Source organism: Pseudomonas sp. GL-RE-26 (genome assembly GCF_019956275.1).
Lineage (GTDB): Bacteria > Pseudomonadota > Gammaproteobacteria > Pseudomonadales > Pseudomonadaceae > Aquipseudomonas > Aquipseudomonas grandcourensis.
The window spans coordinates 96651-115177 of the sequence record NZ_JAHBDI010000010.1 but is presented as its reverse complement, the minus strand read 5'-3'; the positions used below and the strand labels follow the sequence as shown (position 1 = coordinate 115177).

13 protein-coding genes are annotated in these 18527 nt (G+C 61.8%); 1 reads left to right on the top strand and 12 read right to left on the bottom strand.

Annotated features, from left to right (window positions below; genetic code table 11):
• Nucleotides 1-97: 97 nt before the first annotated feature.
• The 12 genes from KGB07_RS07420 to KGB07_RS07365 all read right to left on the bottom strand — a co-directional run bounded on the left by KGB07_RS07420 (nucleotide 98) and on the right by KGB07_RS07365 (nucleotide 16431).
• On the bottom strand, nucleotides 98-1288 hold the full coding sequence (locus tag KGB07_RS07420) for a Rieske 2Fe-2S domain-containing protein (protein WP_223465085.1): 1191 nt from the start codon (nucleotides 1286-1288) through the stop codon (nucleotides 98-100).
• Nucleotides 1289-1412: 124 nt separating this feature from the next.
• Nucleotides 1413-2615: a flavin-dependent monooxygenase gene (locus tag KGB07_RS07415; RefSeq protein WP_223465083.1), complete on the bottom strand. Its 1203-nt coding sequence runs from the start codon at nucleotides 2613-2615 to the stop codon at nucleotides 1413-1415.
• A gap of 113 nt (nucleotides 2616-2728) precedes the next feature.
• Nucleotides 2729-3616, bottom strand: a complete 888-nt coding sequence (locus KGB07_RS07410) for a VOC family protein (RefSeq protein WP_223465081.1) — start codon at nucleotides 3614-3616, stop codon at nucleotides 2729-2731.
• Nucleotides 3617-3657: 41 nt separating this feature from the next.
• Nucleotides 3658-4689 (bottom strand): ferredoxin--NADP reductase, encoded by a 1032-nt coding sequence (locus KGB07_RS07405; protein WP_317850407.1) that lies wholly within the window; start codon nucleotides 4687-4689, stop codon nucleotides 3658-3660.
• Between the two features lie 71 nt (nucleotides 4690-4760).
• On the bottom strand, nucleotides 4761-5612 hold the full coding sequence (locus KGB07_RS07400; protein WP_223465079.1) for an alpha/beta fold hydrolase: 852 nt from the start codon (nucleotides 5610-5612) through the stop codon (nucleotides 4761-4763).
• A gap of 330 nt (nucleotides 5613-5942) precedes the next feature.
• Nucleotides 5943-7085 (bottom strand): helix-turn-helix transcriptional regulator, encoded by a 1143-nt coding sequence (locus KGB07_RS07395; protein ID WP_223465077.1) that lies wholly within the window; start codon nucleotides 7083-7085, stop codon nucleotides 5943-5945.
• A gap of 169 nt (nucleotides 7086-7254) precedes the next feature.
• Nucleotides 7255-8499: an NADH:flavin oxidoreductase gene (locus tag KGB07_RS07390; RefSeq protein ID WP_185754741.1), complete on the bottom strand. Its 1245-nt coding sequence runs from the start codon at nucleotides 8497-8499 to the stop codon at nucleotides 7255-7257.
• Between the two features lie 4 nt (nucleotides 8500-8503).
• The gene (locus KGB07_RS07385; protein ID WP_223465075.1) at nucleotides 8504-9277 is read right to left on the bottom strand and encodes an SDR family NAD(P)-dependent oxidoreductase; all 774 of its coding nucleotides are present in this window, start codon (nucleotides 9275-9277) and stop codon (nucleotides 8504-8506) included.
• 71 nt (nucleotides 9278-9348) lie between these two features.
• Nucleotides 9349-11874, bottom strand: a complete 2526-nt coding sequence (locus tag KGB07_RS07380; protein ID WP_223465073.1) for an efflux RND transporter permease subunit — start codon at nucleotides 11872-11874, stop codon at nucleotides 9349-9351.
• A 57-nt stretch (nucleotides 11875-11931) separates the two neighbouring features.
• On the bottom strand, nucleotides 11932-13044 hold the full coding sequence (locus tag KGB07_RS07375; RefSeq protein WP_223465072.1) for a WD40/YVTN/BNR-like repeat-containing protein: 1113 nt from the start codon (nucleotides 13042-13044) through the stop codon (nucleotides 11932-11934).
• A 323-nt stretch (nucleotides 13045-13367) separates the two neighbouring features.
• Nucleotides 13368-14717 (bottom strand): DUF1329 domain-containing protein, encoded by a 1350-nt coding sequence (locus KGB07_RS07370; protein ID WP_046038214.1) that lies wholly within the window; start codon nucleotides 14715-14717, stop codon nucleotides 13368-13370.
• A 70-nt stretch (nucleotides 14718-14787) separates the two neighbouring features.
• Nucleotides 14788-16431, bottom strand: a complete 1644-nt coding sequence (locus KGB07_RS07365) for a DUF1302 domain-containing protein (RefSeq protein ID WP_223465071.1) — start codon at nucleotides 16429-16431, stop codon at nucleotides 14788-14790.
• 340 nt (nucleotides 16432-16771) lie between these two features.
• Between KGB07_RS07365 and KGB07_RS07360 the strand changes: the two genes are divergently transcribed.
• Nucleotides 16772-18517 carry an FAD-dependent oxidoreductase gene (locus KGB07_RS07360; protein WP_223465070.1) on the top strand — a complete coding sequence of 582 codons (1746 nt, stop codon included), beginning with the start codon at nucleotides 16772-16774 and terminating at the stop codon, nucleotides 18515-18517.
• Nucleotides 18518-18527: the final 10 nt, after the last annotated feature.

Here is an 18527-nt window from a genome sequence, read left to right as displayed (position 1 = left end):
GGTGTGAGGATGACCGGCTGCGCTGCAGTGCCCCGCACCGAAGGCCAGCCGGAAACAGGAAATCGGGGCACCGCTCCAGTGCGGTGCCCCTCGTACATCAGTCTTGCGGCTTGGCTGCCGATGGAGGTGCGTACTGAGCGAGCTTTTCGGCAGCCTGCTGGTCCCACACGGGTTGTGCGTGGCGGGTGTCGGTTTCGGCCTCGAAGCGGTTAACCATTTCCGGCTTGATATCGGCAATGTCCTCGAAGAACTGCTGGTACCAGCGACGCAGTTGGTACAACGGACCGTCGCTGTCGCAGAGCAGCGGATTGTCGATGCGGGTCTTGGTACGCCAGATCGCCACGTCCTGCAGGGTGCCCACGCGATACGCCTCGGCTACGGCAGCGGCGCGAGCGGCATTGTGCTCGGGCGGCAGCATCGGGCTATTGCGGGTGATAAAGCCCATGTGCAGTACGAACTTGTTCGCATGAACCGGGTAGTGCGCGAGGATTTCATAGGTCTCTATCGGCTCGTTGCCCGGAATATTGGTCAGCAAGCGCGACACCAGATAGGAGGGACCATGGTAGGTCGTTTCTCCACGTGAAAAGCCATCCAGCTTGCTCAAATCGCCGGTATAGGCGGCATCCTTCTGATAGCCGGGTTGCTCTGGTTGCGGCCCCATCTCCAGGTACTGGGTGGCGAAATGGTCCTCGAAGACGTTCTTGAAGTAGGTGCTGCCGCCACCCATGCCCTCGCCATGCACGTAGAAGAAATGCGCGACATCGACCAGATTGTCGACCAGCTCCCGACTGTTGGTATCGACCTCATGGGTTGACCAGGACCAGTTGCTCCAGTCATCGCTGAAAGCGCCTTTCAGGTGGGGAATGATCACATCCGACGGTGGCGGATTGCCCTCGGGGTCGTGCCAGACGAACAGCTGTTTGTTTTCCTCGCAGGTAATGAAACTCTGCGTGCGCGCGCGCGGCGGCACGCGCTTGGCATAGGGGATGGCCGCGCACTTGCCGTCACCGGCCCAGCGCCAGTCATGGAAGGGGCAGGCGATGGTGTCGCCCTTGATGGTGCCCTCGCCCAGGTTACCGCCCAGGTGCGGGCAAAAGGCGTTGATGACATTGAGCTTCTTGTTGTGTTCGCCTTCGAACACTACCAGCTTGAGGCCGAATGCCTCGAAGGTATGCGGTTTGCCATCACGGAACTGTTCACTCAGCCCCAGGCAGTGCCAACCGCGGGCAAAACGTTCGCACTGGTCGCTCACGATGATGTGCGGTTTCTCGTTGGCCAGGTTGCTCATAAAGAACTCCAGTCGTTTTTATTGTTTGCAGGCTAAAGACAGTGGTTGTCGCGAGACCCGTGTCCACCCTCTGTCTATCCCGGGAATACCAGTGGGTCGGGGGTATGTCCCCGACCCCGGGGCGTTACAGGAAAAAATCCAGGCTCTGCTGGCCCAACTGCACCTTGGCCCAGTTCGTGCCGAACATCTGGAACTGATTGGCGGCATGCTGGCGACAGACATTGATGTCGGCCAGAAAGCGCCCATACGGGTTTCGGGTGTAGACCGCCGCACCGCCGGCTGCCTTGAACAGGCGCGAAGCCAGCTCCGCGACGCGCTCTGGTGGGTAGCTGGCCTGGAAGCGATACTTCACCCGCTCCTCGATCGGCGGAACCTCGCCCCGCTCGGCATAACCTTCGAGCGCCTCGAAGTTGCGCTTGAGCACCAGAGTCAGCTCGTCGATGGTGTTGATCGCTTCAGCGATCGCCAGCTGCGCTACCGAGTCGTCGCTGGTTTTGGCACCCACGACGTTGACACGGGTCTTGGCGGTCTCCACGAAGCTGTCGACCATGCCGCGCAACGCCCCGATCGAGGCCGTGGACACCGCCCGGCTGAATACCTGGCCGAATGGCATGCGATACAGCGCCGCGGTATTCATCTGGTTGCCGGGGCTGTTGCAGGTAAAGCCGTCGATCATCTTGTGCGTGCGGTACTCAGGCACAAAGGCAGCCTTGATGACGATATCCTTGCTACCGGTCCCCTTCAGGCCCGCGGTATGCCAGGTATCGACGATTTCGTAGTCCTTGCGTGGAATCAGCCAGGTGCGCGCATCAATAGGTTGCCCCTCGGCAGTTTCCACCAGGCCACCGAGGAACACCCAGTCGCAGTGGTCGCAACCACTGGAATAGCCCCAGCGCCCGCTGAACAGGAAGCCGCCCTCGACAGGCTTGGCACGACCCGTGGGCATATAGGAAGAAGAGATCCGGACATTGCTGTCCTCGCCCCATACTTCCTGCGCCGCACGGTCATCGAACAGCGCCATCTGCCACGCATGTACGGCGACCACCGAGTAGACCCAGCCCACCGACATGTCGCCTTCGGCCAGGATCATGACGATGTCATAGAACACCTTGGGACTCATCTCGTAGCCGCCATAGCGCTTGGGCTGCAGCACGCGGAACAGCCCTGCGGCCTGCAGGTCGGCAATGGTCTCCTGCGGCAGACGGCGGTTCTCGTCGCCCAGCGCCGCTCGCTCGCGCAACACCGGAACCAGGGCCCGGGCTCGGGCGATCAGCTCTTCGCTGCCGGGAATGTTCGCGGCAGGCTGTTTCATCTCGACTGTTTGCATTGTTCTCGACTTCCCAAGTAGTGAATCCCGCTTTGGCGCAAGGGTGGCCACAGGCCCATGTTCCACAACAAAAGGCCCCGGCGCGCCCTGCATCAGGAGTAGATGGCGCTAAATCACGAGGCCGGCGGAGCGGCCCACTGGTGCCCCCAATGGCTGCCACGGGTTGTTTCGAAAACCGTGTGATCGTTCTCCCAGTCCACAACCATGCCGCCGCAGCCGAACTCCAGGGCGAAGCCGCCCGGTGTCCAGACGTAAAACGAAACCATATCGTCGTTGACGTGGCGTCCAAGCGTGGCCGCCAGCGGGACCTTGTGCCGGGCGATGCGGTCCAGCGCGCGACCCACATCATCGAGCCCAGGCACCTCCATCATGATGTGCACGCAACCACTGGGCTGGGGCATCTCGGCCAATGCCAGGCTGTGCTGGCGGGGGTTGCAGTGCAGGAAGTGGATGCGCGCCCGGTACTCGGGCGAGAGCTGGACATGCAGCATGTCGGACAGCTGGAATCCGCAGACGTCGGTCCAGAACTGCTTCGTTTCTTCGAACTTCATCGACGGCAGCACCACGTGCCCCATACCCATGGGACCGGTGACGAAACGCTCGACGCCGACCGGCGAAACGAAGGGCGCGAAGTCCGAGATCGGTCCCCAGGTCACCTCTTGCCGGTTCCCGGACGGGTCCACGAAGGAAAACATCCCGGTGACGCAACGAAGATGTCGATCCAACGGTGTCGACTCGACGATCTCCACACCCGCGCTGACGAGCGATTCTCTCGACGCGAGATACTGCTCCTCGGAGGCAGTCTCCCAGCCCGCCGCATAAAGGCCGTCTCTCGCCCCCGGCACAACCAGGATGCGATAGCGGCGACCATCGGCCTTCAGATACAGCGCGCCGTCCTCGCCCGACTCTTCGGCCAGGCCGATAATCTGGCTGCCAAAGAAGCGCCACTTTTCGATATCAGTGGACTCGACTACCGCGTAAGCGAATTGATTGATGCTCATGAGCCTCTCCCTAATGATGTTTCTTGTTTTTCACCCAAACGTCAGCCGTCGAAGCTGACCGAGACCTTGTCGCTCAGTGGTCGAGCCTGGCAGGCCAGCACCCAGCCCTCGGCCAGATCGACGGCACTCAGCACCTCGTTGCTACGCATGCTCACCTCGCCCTCCGCCACCCGGCACATGCAGGCACTGCAGCGCCCCTCGCGACAGGAGAAGGGCGCACCGACCCCCGCCCCGAGCAGGGCATCCAACAGATCGACATCCGGACTCCAGGGCAGCACGTGATGCTCGCCGTCGAGCTGCGCCATGAGTTCAACCCGCGGGCCGTCAGTCGCCGCCGCGGGGGCATCGGCCAAGATGCCGGGGTCGCTGCTCAGCGAAACAAAACGCTCGACATGAATCCGGCTGCGCTCCACGTTCAGGTCAAGCAGCGTCTGCTCCACGGCATCCATGAAGGGGCCGGGGCCACAGACGAAGGCGTGCGCATCCAGGCGCCCGTGACAGATGCCGGCCAGTTGCGCCGCTGTCGGCAACCCCTGAACTGACTCCAGCCAGTGCATGACCGTGAGGCGTTGCGGGTAAGCACGCCCCAGTTGCTGCAACTCATCGCGGAAGATCACCGAACGCTCATCGCGGTTGGCGTAGAACAGCTGAACCCGACCTCGGCCCTGGTGCAGACAGGACTTGATAATCGACATCACCGGCGTGATGCCGCTGCCGCCGGCGAACAGCAGGAAATCGACATCCAGAGAAGCCGGACAGAACACCCCGGCTGGCGGCAATACCTCCAAGACATCACCGGTGCGCAGGTTGTCGCAAATCCAGTTGGAACCCAGACCATCGCGTACACGCTTGATGGTGACCTTCAGTGCAGCGTCCACCGCCGGCGCACTCGCCAGCGAATAGCATCGTGCGACGCTCTGCCCCTGGACAGGGATGCGCAGCGTCAAGAACTGGCCCGGCTTGTAAGCGAATGCCCGTGGCTCCACGGGAGAGGCAAACACGATCGACTTGCTATCGTGCGTTTCCTCGATGACCTCGGCCACCTGGAGTCGGAGATAAAGGGACGTCGACATAACTTCAACTCTTGCGCTAGCAACGGAGCCGAGCTCCATCACGTGCTCCCCGACTGGCGAGCACCCCTGACTCAGCCGAGGAAATCCAGGACTTCCCGGTTGAAGTAGTCCGGCTCCTCGAGCATGAACCAGTGCCCGGAACGGCCGGAGATCACCACCCGCACATCCTCGACCTGCTCCGCGACGATCAGGGCATGGCGCACCGGCAGGAAGTTGTCCTTCTGCCCCCACAGGCACAGCACTGGCATCTTCAGCTCGGCCAGGCGCTCGGTGAGCACCTCGACCTTGATCGTGGCGTACACCGCCAGGGGCTGTTCGAGCCAGATCGGCAGGCGCGAATCGATTACCTCCTCAGTGATCGTCTGTGGCGAGGCAACAATGTGATGCAGCAGCTCACGGAAGGACTCGCGATCGGTCTTGCGCCCCTGGATCAAGGAGGCCATGCAGCGCAGCCCGCTCATCTGGGCGGCCCATAATGCAGGCTCCTCGACCCCGCCCGGGCCCATCACCACGAGCTTGCTGATCTGCTCCGGGTAGGTCAGGCCGTACTGGAAGGCGATGGCCCCCCCCATGGAATTGCCGATCAGCACCGCACGGGTCACGTTCTTCTTGCTCAGCAGCTCGTGCAGCAGCTCCACTTGCAAGGTGGAGGTGTAGTGGATGTCTTGCGGTTTGTCCGAAAGCCCGTAACCCAGGAGATCCGGGATCAGCACGTGAAAGCCCTGCTCGGCGAAGAACGGGAAGTTCAGGTGGAAATTGCTGTAACCGCTCGCGCCTGGACCACTGCCGTGCAGGAAGACCAGCGTCGGGCGCTCCGCCGAGACCTGGCCAACTTCGTGACAATGCACGCGATAGGAATCACCCACCTCGATGAAATGGCCCACCGGAATCGGCGATCGAGAAGTTTCTGGTTGCAAGGACATAACCGTTCTCCACATGTTGTTATGGCCTGACTATGCTGCGGCAACCGCGCGCTCCGCATGATCCGCATGCAGTAGACGTTCAAATTTAGTTCGCTGCGAAAAGCCACTGAGCAGTGCCAGGTGCAGTTCATCGACGGCGGCTGCCAACCGGACAGGGAAGCCCTACCCTGCTGGGCGATAACTTCGGGGACGGGATTTTCGAGATGAAGGGATTGGTCACGGCAGCGGTGCGCGTGAGCGCGCGCACCGCGTCCTTGCCGATACTGCGAGGTGGTTGTATGCAGGCGAGCGCGGGGCGAAGTTGACGCCGTGTCGCCGCCACCCTACCCGCTAGCCTGCCGGGCTGGGAGTCGAAAGGCAGATCACCCCATTGAGCACCAGCCTGACCAGCTCCGCCTGCCGAGTCACCCCGGCCTTGGCGAAGATCGCGCGCAGGTGCGTGCGCGCAGTGTTACGCCGGATACCCAGCAACTCTGCCGCCTCGTCCAGCGACAGCCCGTTGGCCAGCTCCATCGCCAGGTTCGCTTCGGCGGGGGTGAACTCGAACACCTGGCGCATGATTTCACGCGGCGCCGTGGTTTGTGCATCCGGGTCGCAGACGAAGATCATCCAGGCCGGGCGGCATTTACCTTCGGACCCCTCGCGCAGGGGGATGCTCCTGACCACCAGCCCCAGCTTGCGTTTGCCGGAGGCCCGGGAGATGGACATCACCTGCGCCGCCGGGCCCGCCGAGTTGATGAGCTCCTGGAGCATGCTGCGCTCGTTGCGGTAATAGGCTTCCACACCATTTCCCGCCCGCTTCAGGCCATCGCTGTCATTGAGCAGCGACTGGGCAACATGGTTGCAGCGCAGCACCTTTTGATTCTCGTCGAGCACGATCGCACCGATATGCAACCGATTGAGCGCACCTTCATAAAGCTCGCTCTGGGTCTCCTGCAGCTCGATACGGGCGGCCAGGCTCAGCGCCTGGCTGAAGTGTTCGAGGAGGTCGCTCAGGCGAATCTTGTCGTCCTCGGTGAAGGCCGGTTGACTGGCCATACGATACATACGGATGCGGCAGACAGTGCCATTACCCGAAACGATATTGGCGCCCAGGCCATAGAGAGGCCCACCCTGCCCTATGAATCGCTGATAGAAGTCCGATGCCAGCCAATTGTCCACCCCGAGATAATCAGCGATGGTCACGACACGGCCGATCGGCAGCTCGAGGAAGGGGTCCAGGGTCCAGAAATGGGCACGATAGGCATCCTCGACTTCCGGATTCTTCGGCTGGCATACCAGGAACCCCAGGTCCGAACTGGTGGAAGGTCGAATCACGATGATTGCGCTGGAGGATTCCATGTAGGCGGCGAGATGCCGCACTGTGTCGCGCCAGGGGTCATCGCCGAGCAGACCGCGGTAGATAGCGAGCGTCATCCGGTTCTGATCGACCCGCCCGACCATGTCATGAAGCTCCTGGGTGTCCACTTCCAATGTGCGCATCCCCGGCCTGGGGAATATTGCCGGCAGAACCTCCCAAGCGTCGGGGGTGCCCTGTTTGTTTGGGTTGACTGCGCGCGATGTCTTCCTGGCATGCATCACAATTACCTCTGGTTATTGTTGTTTTAAGGTCACTAGTGTTTACGTCAACGAAAGCATGCGGTCAATCTGCCGGGAGCGCTCTGGCGAGGAGCGGATCGTTAGCCCCGTTCATCACGCAACGTACGCCATTCGGATCATAGATGCCCATCACGCAACGGTTGCAGCTTGTGCACCCTGAATGCAACAGGCGTCCGTCGGCCAACTTGTTGACGAAATCAGCATCGTGAATGAGGGCCCTGGCAAGGGCGATGGCGTCGAAGCCTTCCTCCATCACTCGCTCGGCGGAGGATAGCGACTTCACCCCGCCCACCAGCGCCAGCGGCATGGAGACTGCCTTGCGGATCCGCCGGGCACTCTCAAGGAAGTAAAGTTCACGAAAAGACAGGTCTTTGGGCTGTTGCAATCCCAGCACCCAGGGCCCGATACGGGACAGCCCGCGCGCATGCGCCCGCATATCGTCAATGGGCATGGGGCTGCCGAACAGCGCCCAGGGGCTATACACGTTGTGGCCGCCACTGAGCGTCAGCATATCGGCACCGTCGCGCTCGAGGATTTTCGCCGTGACTGCCGCCTGCTCCGCATCGATACCGCCGCGCGCCGCGTCCGTCTGGTTGAGCTTGCAGGTCACGGCCATCCGCCCACCGACAGCGTCCTTGACCCGACGCAGCACCATGGCCGGAAAGCGGCTACGCGCTTCAACACTGCCACCATACCGGTCGCGGCGGCGATTGCTCAGGGGCGACAGGAACTGATTCAGCAGGTAGCCGTGGCCCATATGGATCTCGACAGCGTCGAACCCGGCTTCCCGAGCCAGCATGGCCGACTCGGCGAATTCATTGACGACCCGGTGCATATCGGCCTCGTCCATCGCCTTCTGGAACAGGATGCCATGGAGAAACCCAAAGGCATTGAATCCGGAAGATGCAGTCCTGGGGTAGCCGCGCGCCGGCTTCAACATCGAAAAGGAGCCGCCATGAGTGATCTGCAGGCAGGTTGCGGCCCCCTCGGCGTGGACGGCATCGGTCAGCACCCGCAGATGGCGCACCACACCTCTCGTCATGTGGAGTTGATGGCGGAAGGTTCGCCCCTGCGCCGACACCGCGCCATAGGCGACGGTGGTCATACCAACGCCCCCTGCCGCGATGTCCCGGTGGTGCTTGACCAGGGCCTTGGTAGGCATGCCATCGGGCGTCATTCCCTCGTTGGCGCCCGCCTTGATGAAACGGTTGCGCAAGGTAAGCGGGCCCAGCTTGAACGGCGAGAACGGGGACGGCATTTCCGTGGTCCTGCCGGTCACGTTGTCCATGCCATTAACCATGGGTGCCGCCATCGATTCGCAGGATCGCCCCATTGACGAAAGCGCCGTCGGCAGACGCCAGCATGGCAATCGCACCTGCCACCTCCTGGGGCTCACCCAGTTTTCGATCCGGGCGAGTCAGGTGCATGTACAGGGAGAGATCGGCTCCCGGCGGGAAGCTCTGCGCCTGAGCCGCCACCATCGGCGTGGCAATCCCGCCCGGCGCCACGGCGTTAACGCGTACACCCCGCTTGATGTACTCGCGCGAGAGCGCCTGGGTCAGCGCTGCCACACCACCCTTGCTGGCCGAGTAGGCGGCCATGTAGGCATGGCCGAAGAAGGCCGAGGTGGAGGCCGCGTTGACGATGTTGCCCTTGCTTTCCAGAAGGAAGGGCAAGGCTTCACGACAGAAGAGGAAGGTACCGCCCAGGTTGGTCTGGACGACCCGCATGAAGTCTTCGAAGGAGGTGTCGGTGGTATGCGTGGAGCACAGCACCCCCGCCATGTTGACCAGCACATCCAGACTGCCGTGTTCCTGGGCGAAGTTCTGCACCGTGCTGCGCACCGCCTGTTCGTCGGTGATCGACAGCCTTGCCGCGAACGCCCGGCCACCCATCTCCAGCGCATTGGCCTGCGCCAGGGTTTCCTGCAGGCCGGCCTCGTCGAGGTCAACGGCAAGCACCGTGCCCCCTTCGGACACCAGGCGGATCACGGTCGCCCGGCCAATGCCGGACGCCCCGCCGGTAACGATGATGTTCTTGTTCTGGAAGCGAGATGCAAGGGTCATAACAGGTACCTTGTTGTCATTGTTGACTTTGCCCGGGGAGCGACGTCGCCCACCGGTTGCGAAACGTCTTGCTAGCGGCCGGTCAAGGCCGACTGACGCCCCGCTTCCTTGAGGGACTGTGCGGATCGTTCCGCGTCAGCTACGGCCTGGTCTGCAGCATTGTCGACCGCCGGCTGGCGGGTCTCACCACGCAGCAGGAAGTACGACAGCGCCGGAGTCAGCACGAGAACCCCGAGCATGTTCCAGAGAAACATGAACGTCAGCAGGATGCCCATGTCGGCCTGGAACTTGATCGGCGAGAACACCCAGGTCAGCACACCGGTCGCCAGTGTCAAACCGACCAGTGCGACGACCTTGCCAGTAAAGCGCAGGGCGCCGGCATAGGCCTCTTCCAGACTCGCACCGCGTCGTTGCAGGGTCAGCTGTACGCTGATCAGGTAGAGGGCATAGTCCACGCCGGCGCCCACCCCCAGGGCAATGACCGGCAAGGTCGCGATCTTCACACCGATCCCCATTACCACCATGAGTGCTTCGCACAGCAGCGATGTGATGATCAGCGGAATCAGCGCCACCAGCACAGCGCGCCAGCTGCGGAAAGCGATCAGGCAGAGCAGCACCACTGAAGCGTAGAGCAACAGCAGTACCTTCAGGCTAGCGTCGGCAACGACCTGATTGGTCGCGGCTTCGATTCCTGCAGGACCCGCCGCCAGCAGGAACTGGCGGTCGTCGCTGTTGTGTTTCTCTGCAAAGTTTTTTACGGCGTCCACCACGCGCTGCAGCGTCCCGGCGCGGTGGTCGGACAGATAGGCGATGACCGGCGATACAGAACAGCTGAAGTTGGCCAGCTCCGGCGATTGCACGGACGCGATCTGTGAGGCCTGTGCCGCCACTTCATCCTGGCGCGGGATGCTCATCCACTTCGGGTTCGCCTCGCCATAGCTGGCATTGATGAAGCGCACGGAACTGGCCAGGCTGGCGACCGTCTGCACGCCGGGTACGTCGCGCAACATCTGGGCGAGGCGGTCCAGCTCGGTCAGGGTCTCGAAGGTGGAGCAGCCGCCCGGTCCGGTCTTGACGATCACGGCGAACTGATCGGTGGAGCGGCCAAAACTCTGGTTGAAGAACGCCACGTCACGGTTGTAACCAGACTCGGGACGAAGCTCCGGTGCCCCGGCATCCAGATCGCCGATCTGCAGCCCGGACCGCACCTGGTAAGCGCCGATGCCCACCATTAGCGACAACAGCACCAGCACATGGGCATGTCCCGGTCTGGTGCATTTCACCAGCCGCGTGCCAATGGCTTCGAAGAACCGGCCACTGCCTGCCCGCTCGCCCTCGACTTCGTTGCGTACGCTGCGCCGTGCCGCCGACTGGCTGACGCCCAGGTAGGAGAGCATCACTGGCACCATGATCAGCTGCGTGAAGATCAGCACGCAGACACCGATGCTGGTGGTAATGGCCAGGTCGCGGATCACCGGGATGTCGATCACCATCAGGACGGCGAAGCCGAAGACGTTGGCCAGCAGTGCCGACAGCCCGGCGAGGAACAGGCGGCGGAAGGTATAGCGGGCGGCCACATACTTGTCGGTGCCACGGCCGATGTCCTGCATGATTCCGTTCATCTTCTGGGCGCCATGGGACATGCCGATAGCGAAGATCAGGAACGGTACCAGGATGGAGTAAGGATCGATTTGGTAACCCAGCAGCTGCATCAGGCCGAGCAGCCAGGCCACGCTGCTGAGCGAAGCCATCAGCAGCAGCAGTGTGCTGCGCAGGCAGTGGGTGTAGCCAAAGATGACCAGCGCCACGATCACGGCCGAGGCGGCAAAGAAGCCCATGACCAGCGTCAGTCCGTCGATCAGGTCGCCCACCAGTTTGGCGAAGCCGATGATATGGACGCGCACCTTGGGCTGGCCATCGGCACCGGGCACCTCGTACTGCCCACGAATCTCCTTCTCCAGGAAGGTCGCGAACTGCCGGTAGTCAAACGCGGCACCGGTGACCGGATCCTTGTCTATCAATGGCACCTGGATTACCGAGGAGCGCATGTCCAGGGACACCAGGTCGCCGATCAGGTTGCCTCGCATCACGTTCATCTGTAGCTGCTGCAGCTGCTCAGGCGAACCGTCGTAGTCATTAGGCATGACCGGGCCGCCTTCCATGCCAACCTCGGTGACCTCGTTCCAGCGCACCGCCGGCATCCACAGCGAACGCATCCAGGCGCGGTCAACCCCGGGCGCCAGGTTGATCTTGTCGTTGATCTCCTGGAGTGCCTGCAGGTAGGCGGGGTCATAGATGGTCCCGCGCGGGTTTTCCACCATGACGCGTACGGAGTTGCCCAATGCCGCGAGGTCTATCTTGTTGTTCAGGTAGTTGCGGATGAACTCATGGGAGCTCGGCATCATTCGCTCGAAGCTCGCGTTGATGCGCAGGTCGGTGGCCCTGTAGCCCAGCAGCACCGTGAGAATGAAACACAGCAACACGAAGAACAGGCGATTGTTGAAGATCAGTCGCTCGATGAAATTTCCGGAGCGGACATCGAACTGAGCGCGATCCTGCATTACCGGTGTCGCATTGTTATCCTGGGATTTGGCCATTTTGTCTTTCCTCTGAGTCAGGCCCGATTGAGCACGCGCTCCCCTTCCGGCCCGGCTCTACTTGAGATTCATGGTGGTGACGCCATTCAGGCCGACCAGTGCCAACTGGTGGTCGGACACCCCCACCACCCCGGAAAACAGGCTTGGGCGCTGGATGTCGAGTGGCGTGAAAGTGCCCCCTTGATCGCGGCTCATGGCCACCTGCGCGGACTGGCTGACCAGCACCACTCCTCGACCAGACAGGGCAGCACCGGCGACCACCCCGGTAGTTAAATCACTCTTCACCGGGGACCAGGTGTGCCCCTCATCGGCACTGCGGAACACATGGCCGCGCAGCCCATAGGCCAACAGCGCCCCCTGAGCACCGGTGATACCGAACAGGGTGCCCTCGTAACCTGTCTGCAGAGCGCTGAAGCGCCCCGTGCCGGGATCCAGGCTCCAGACATGGCCACGCTCGCCGGTGATGAACAGTCGCCCGCCCACCTCCCCAATGGCGGTCAGGTGCAGCAGGTCGTTGTTGTCGATCCGGGTATTCCAGGGCTGCCAGGTCTTGCCGCCATCGTGGCTGCCGACGATCAGACCGAAGGGGCCGACGGCAAAGCCGTTGCTACCAGACTCGTCGAACCACACACCCATGAAGAACTGGCCGGGTCCTGGCCGGCTCATGGAGAGGATTGCGGACAGGTAGCTTTCGGCTTGCGCAGGCTCCAGGCCCGACTTGTTCTTGAAGTAATCGACAACCAGGGCCTCGAGCTGGCGCCCGTCGAGCTGCTTTGTCCAGGTCTCGCCGCCGTCGCTGCTGTGGAGGATGACTGCGCCGTGGCCGACCGCCCAGCCGTGCTGCTCGTCGGCGAAATGCACCGCATTGAAGTCGACGCTGACCGGGACCTGCGCCTGGCGCCAAGTGCCTGCCTGGTCGTCGGAAAAAATGATCAGCCCGTTGTCGCCGACCGCGATCAGGCGCTTGCCGGTATTGACGATATCCCGCAGGGGCTTCTGCGCGGCCTGGAGCACTGTACTGGCCGGCTGATCAAGGGGATCGACGAAGCTCTTGGCGGTAACGGAGAGAGCGGACAGGGATAGTGCCAGTGCCAGCATTGCCCCTGACGCCAGCTTCAGGCCAGTTGAGGTGATACCCGAACTGGCAAAGGCAGTCCTCATTGCACACATGTTGTTCTCCGCAAGATCAAGTCTGCTGTTGTTATTGTTCAGCTTGCTGCTTTGCCCTTTGACCCGGCGACAGCCCGGTCAGGCATGACTTCAGTCTCGGGAAAAACCTGCTGCCCGGCATGCCCCATCTGCAGTAGGCATTGAAAAAAAACGCGTATTGGTCATCCGTGCGCATGGAAAATGGAAAGACCGCCCAGGCGTAGGCCCGCGGTACGGGTAGATACGATGAGCCCGGCCAGACGGCGCACATAAAAAAGCGACACCGGCCGGTGTCGCTAGGGAGGTGACGGGGTGTGGCACCGGATATCGATGCCACCGCGCACTCAACGAATGCCGCTGCCCGCCATGGAATCCGGTGTCATCTTGCTGTTGGGCCAGCGCGGAACACGAACGTAACCAGTACCACCCGCCAGATGCATGGAGCTGCCGTACTGCCCCTTTCCCAGGTCGTAGATGATCATGGGCGTGTTAGGCACAGACTTGGTATTCCAGTCGTAGGTCAGGAGGCCCTGGGCTGAACGCATCATCTTCCCGGCCTGGTCGTAGCCCTCGTAAAGAACGATCGACCAACTGTCCTCATCCACGTAGAACACCTTCTTGCTCTGTGCATGGCGCATTCCCGGCTTCAGCGTCGCCTCTACTACCCAGACACGATGGGGTTCCCAGCGAACCAGATCAGGGTTGGCAAACTGCTTGCCATAGGCCTGTTCGGGCGAGCTATGCATGATGAATTTGTAGTTGTTGTACGGAACCAGCATCTCTTTCTTGCCAACCAGCTTGAAGTCGAAGCGGTCCAGCTGCCCCTCCCACATCCCGAGCTCGTCGAAAAAATACGCCCCGCCGGCCATGGCCATCGGGATGTCGTAGCCGAAGTCCGGAGTCAGGCGCACACGACGCTGCCCTTGGTTGTAGATCCAGTTCTTGTTGCGCCCATCCTTCTTGAAGTTCGTCACCATATAGTTGAGCGACTTTTCACCCACGCTGCGCGGCGGACCGATATAGGTGCTCAGACGGCGCTGAAAGTACTGGGCAGGCTCATCCGGGTGCTCGTGATAAGGCGACTCCGTATAGTTCTCCAACTCATGGGTCATGACGCGATTACCCGACGAGTCGATCAGATAACCCGAGAACGTGGAGCGATATGCCGGTCCGTAGTAGCGCAGATTGTGATTCCAGATCACCTCGGCGCCGCTCTTGGGAATCGGGAACGGATACCCCCCCATGGCACCGTTCAGATCGGAGCCGTCGCTCGTGTTCTGCACGCGGGTGGCGTTTTTGGCGGTGTCTTCCTTCAGCCAATCGGGGAAGTCGACTACCCGATGACTCTTATAGACCTCGACCTTGAAGTCCGGCCAGCGGGAGAGCAGCACCTTGGTGCCCTCGCTGAGCTTGTCCGCATACTGCGCCATGTTGGCCGCACTGATGCTGTACTGCGGTTTTTCGCCGGGAAAGGGATCGGGGTAGATCCCGCCCTCCTGGGGCATGTCCGGCCCCTTCCAGTTCGGCGTCCAGACTGGAATGCTGCCATCGGCACTTCCCGCCCGCTCGGCACCGATACCGGTCAGTTTGTCACCACCGAGCTGCGCGGCTTCTTCGGTGGAAACAGTGGCCAGAGCGGACATCGACAGCGGCAGGGACAACGCAAGTGACAAGGCGATTTGACTGATTTTCATCTTTTTCTCCTCTTTGGGCGCGCCCCACGAGCACGCGCAACCCCTCCCGCCCCGTCGGGGCGCAAGGACCTTACAGACTGGTTTGGAAAGTCAGGGTGATACGACCGCGGTCCGTACTGCCCATCGCACCGAGGCGCTCTTGGGCATCTCCGGCATCCGAATAGAGGAGGCCAACCTTGTACCGCATGTTGATGTCGGCAGTGACGCCGGTCGACCAGGCATACGCGCGCTCCGCAGACCCTGTCGGGACCGGTGAATTGCCATGCAGGCCATAGCCGGCCAAGGTCAGGTTGCCGGTCAGGTCGACGCCGGGCAGTACCTGCAACCAGGTTGGCAGCAGGATCAACGAGAAGCTGCTGGCGTTGCGACTGCCGCAGCCAGGGCCGTCCAGGTCGTCGGCACACTCGTTGAAGACAGATTTATTGTGCGTCACCTTGTCCAGATAGGTGTAGGAGAGCTCCGCAACCACGACCCCGGTGTCGTACAGCGGCAACACGGGCATCGACGCCTGGGTATTGAACAGGGCATGCCAGGTATTGCCGGTCGCACCGTCGAGGCTGCCATTTGGCAGCGGCCCCCCGGTGCTATCCAGCGCAGTGCCACGGCGATAGGAAACCTCTGCCCCCCAGCTGATGTCCTGCCAACTGAAGTTGGTGAAGGCGCCGAAAAGGTCGACACCACGGTTGTACACCTGATGGAAGCGCAGGCCAGTGATTTCACTTGGGTCAACCGCGAAATTGACCGGCCACGGCTGCATCTCATCCAGGTGGCGATACACCAGACCGACGGTGCCGCCGTACCAGTCCGGACTCAGGCTCAACTGCATGCCAAAGTTGCCCTTCTGCTTGTTATCAGGTTCGATGATGTTGCCCTGGTTGATGTAGATATTGCCGAAGCCGGGCACGGCAGCCGCAAAAATCCGGCCATCGTCGCTATACAAAAAGTCTGGTCCGCCCAGGAAGGTACCGCCCTCGCTCTGCCGGTTCGGCTTCCAATCCAGGTGGTAGTAGCCGGACAGGGAGACCGTGTCACTCAGTTGGCTCTGGAAAGACAGCTGCGGCAGCGGCAAAGCCAGCTCCTTCGGCGAAGCTCCGGGGATCTCCGCCCCCTTCTGGAAGTTGGCGGGCTGCTGGCTCCAGGAAATCGCGTCACTGCCATTGACCTGGGATACACCCCAAATCAGCGCGTACTGGCCTGCCTTCACCGACACAGGGATGCTGCCCATATTGAAGGCACCGAACACGAATGCGTCGAGAATCTCGCCAGACGGGCCGTTGTAGTATCGCTGCGCCTGCCGCGAAAGCTTGCCGTCGGCGTTATCGGAGATTCCTTGCAGGTCGGGGTTGCCCTTCAGGTCATGATCGTCGTAAGCGTTGTCGTACCAACCCGTGGCACTGACGCGAACGCCATAATCGTCCTTGTAGATGACGTCCATCTCGGTCAGCACATCGAGGCGCCGCTTCCACATCTCGCCGCTGTGGGTGGAGTACTCAGACTGTTGGTTGTTGGGATCGTCGCCCAGATGCGAGTCGATCGACTCCGCGCGCCACCCAAGCCCAAGACGCAAGTCCGTGGTCCAGTTGATCTGCAGGTCGGGATTGCCGGTATCGATGGATATGGCATGGGCCAAGGGGCTGACCACTGCACCGAGCAACAGCATCGGCGCCAATAGCCTGCGACCACCCTGGGTCGCAGCCTTCTCTGTCTTGTGCATGTTGTGCTCCGCAAGTCCAAGTCTGGTTTTGTTTTTTGTTCAACTTGTCCTGATGACAGCCCTGGCCGGTTCCCCGGGCCGCGACTTCGGAACCAGTTTCAACACAACGACCCAGTGCCAACATCAACCGTTTGCAGTAGCCAATAAAATAAATTCTCCCCTCATGTCTGCATCGTGCTCAACGAATGAGCTCATCTACTGCATACGGTTGATGATTACGTAGAGGCATCGCGATCAACCTATGTGCATCGAAGCAGCGCCACCGAAAACCGGCGGCGGCCTTCGCTCCCCAGAACAGGAAAGCGCCCCCGCTGGCGCGTGACAACGGAGATCGCATGCCATGAATGCATTCATCGAGGACAAGCACTGCGCGGTCCTGGTGGTCGGTTCCGGGGCGGGCGCCCTGCTCGCCGCCAACCGTGCCCATGACCTCGGACTTAAGGTCATCGTCATTGAGAAGAGTGATCGCTACGGCGGTACCTCCGCGTTGTCCGGCGGCGGCATCTGGATCCCCAACAACTCAGGAATCCAGGGGCTGGACAACTACGAACAGGCGCTGACCTACTTCAGGGCCTGCACCAAAGGCCGGGTCCCGGAAGGGAAACTTCGTGCCTATCTCGACTCGGCACCGGAAATGGTCGAGTACATGCGTCAGCAGATCGGGGTGAAGTACAACGCCGTCACCGGCTACGCCGATTACTGTCAGCACCTGCCGGGCGCCTCGGACAACGGCCGCACCATGTTCGTCGAGCCGGTGGATGCCGGAGTGCTGGGAGATGACTTCTTCGCCCTGCGTGAAGCCGACATGGGCGCCAAACTGTTCGGTCGCATCGCTCTGGACTACTACGACGGCCAATTGCTGGGCGCCCGCGCCACGGGCTGGAAACGCAAGATCTTCTCGCTGATCTGGAACTACTGGTCGGACATCGGCTGGCGCCTGAAGACCCGCCGTGACCGACGCGTCACCATGGGCAGCGCCCTCATCGCCGGTCTGCGCATCGGTCTGCAGGAACGCGGGGTTGAGCTGCTGCTCAACACCCGCCTGGAGCATTTCATTGTCGACAATGGTGTCGTCCAGGGAGCGGTCGTCAGCCAGGACTGCAACGAGTACCGCATCCTTGCCAACCAGGCGGTGATCGTCGCATCCGGCGGTTTCGAACAGAGCCAGCCGCTGCGCACCGCCCACCTGCCGGTCCAGACACAGGTGGAGTGGAGCGTGACGCCCATGCACAACAACACCGGCGATGCGCTGATTGCCGGCCAGAACATCGGCGCGGACACCGAGTTCCTCCACGAAGCCTGGTGGGCGCCGACCGTACGCATCCCGGCGGCGGACACGCCGAACGTGAACATGCGCAGCGCGCTTTTCATCGAACGCAGCTATGCCCACAGCCTCTGCGTCAATCGCCTGGGCAGGCGCTTCGCCAACGAGGCCATGTCCTATAACGACTTCGGCCACGCGATGATCAAGGACGGCGCCAGCACCGGCGCAAACACACCCTGCTGGTTCATCTTCGATGCCAACTATCGCAAGAAGAACATCCTCGGCCGGATCATGCCCGGCTCGATCATGCCGGACGCAAGCCTGCCTCCCGAGTGGTGGGACAGTGTGCTCTACCGCGCCGGTTCCATTGGCGAACTGGCCCTCAAGATCGCTATCGATCCCGCCACCCTGGAAAATACAGTGTCGGTCTTCAACGATTACACCAAAACCGGCGTCGACCTCGATTTCAATCGCGGTCACCACAGCTTCGACCGCTTCTACTGCGACCCCCGGCACCAGCCGAATCCGAGCTTGGGCGCGCTCGACCGGGCGCCCTATTACGCGATTCGCGTCGACCTCGGCGACCTCGGCACCAAGGGTGGCCTGAAAGTCGATCGCGACGCCAACGTACTGGACGTCGAAGGTCAGCCGATCCCCGGCCTCTACGCCATCGGCAACGCCTCGGGCGCGGTGACGGCGGACTCCTACCCCGGCGCGGGCGGCACACTCGGCCCTGCGCTCACATTCGGCTACCGCGCGGCCAACCACATTGCCCGCTCCACGCAGCTTGCAGCCGCCACGCCGTCCGTGGCCCGCGTCTAGTACTGCGTTT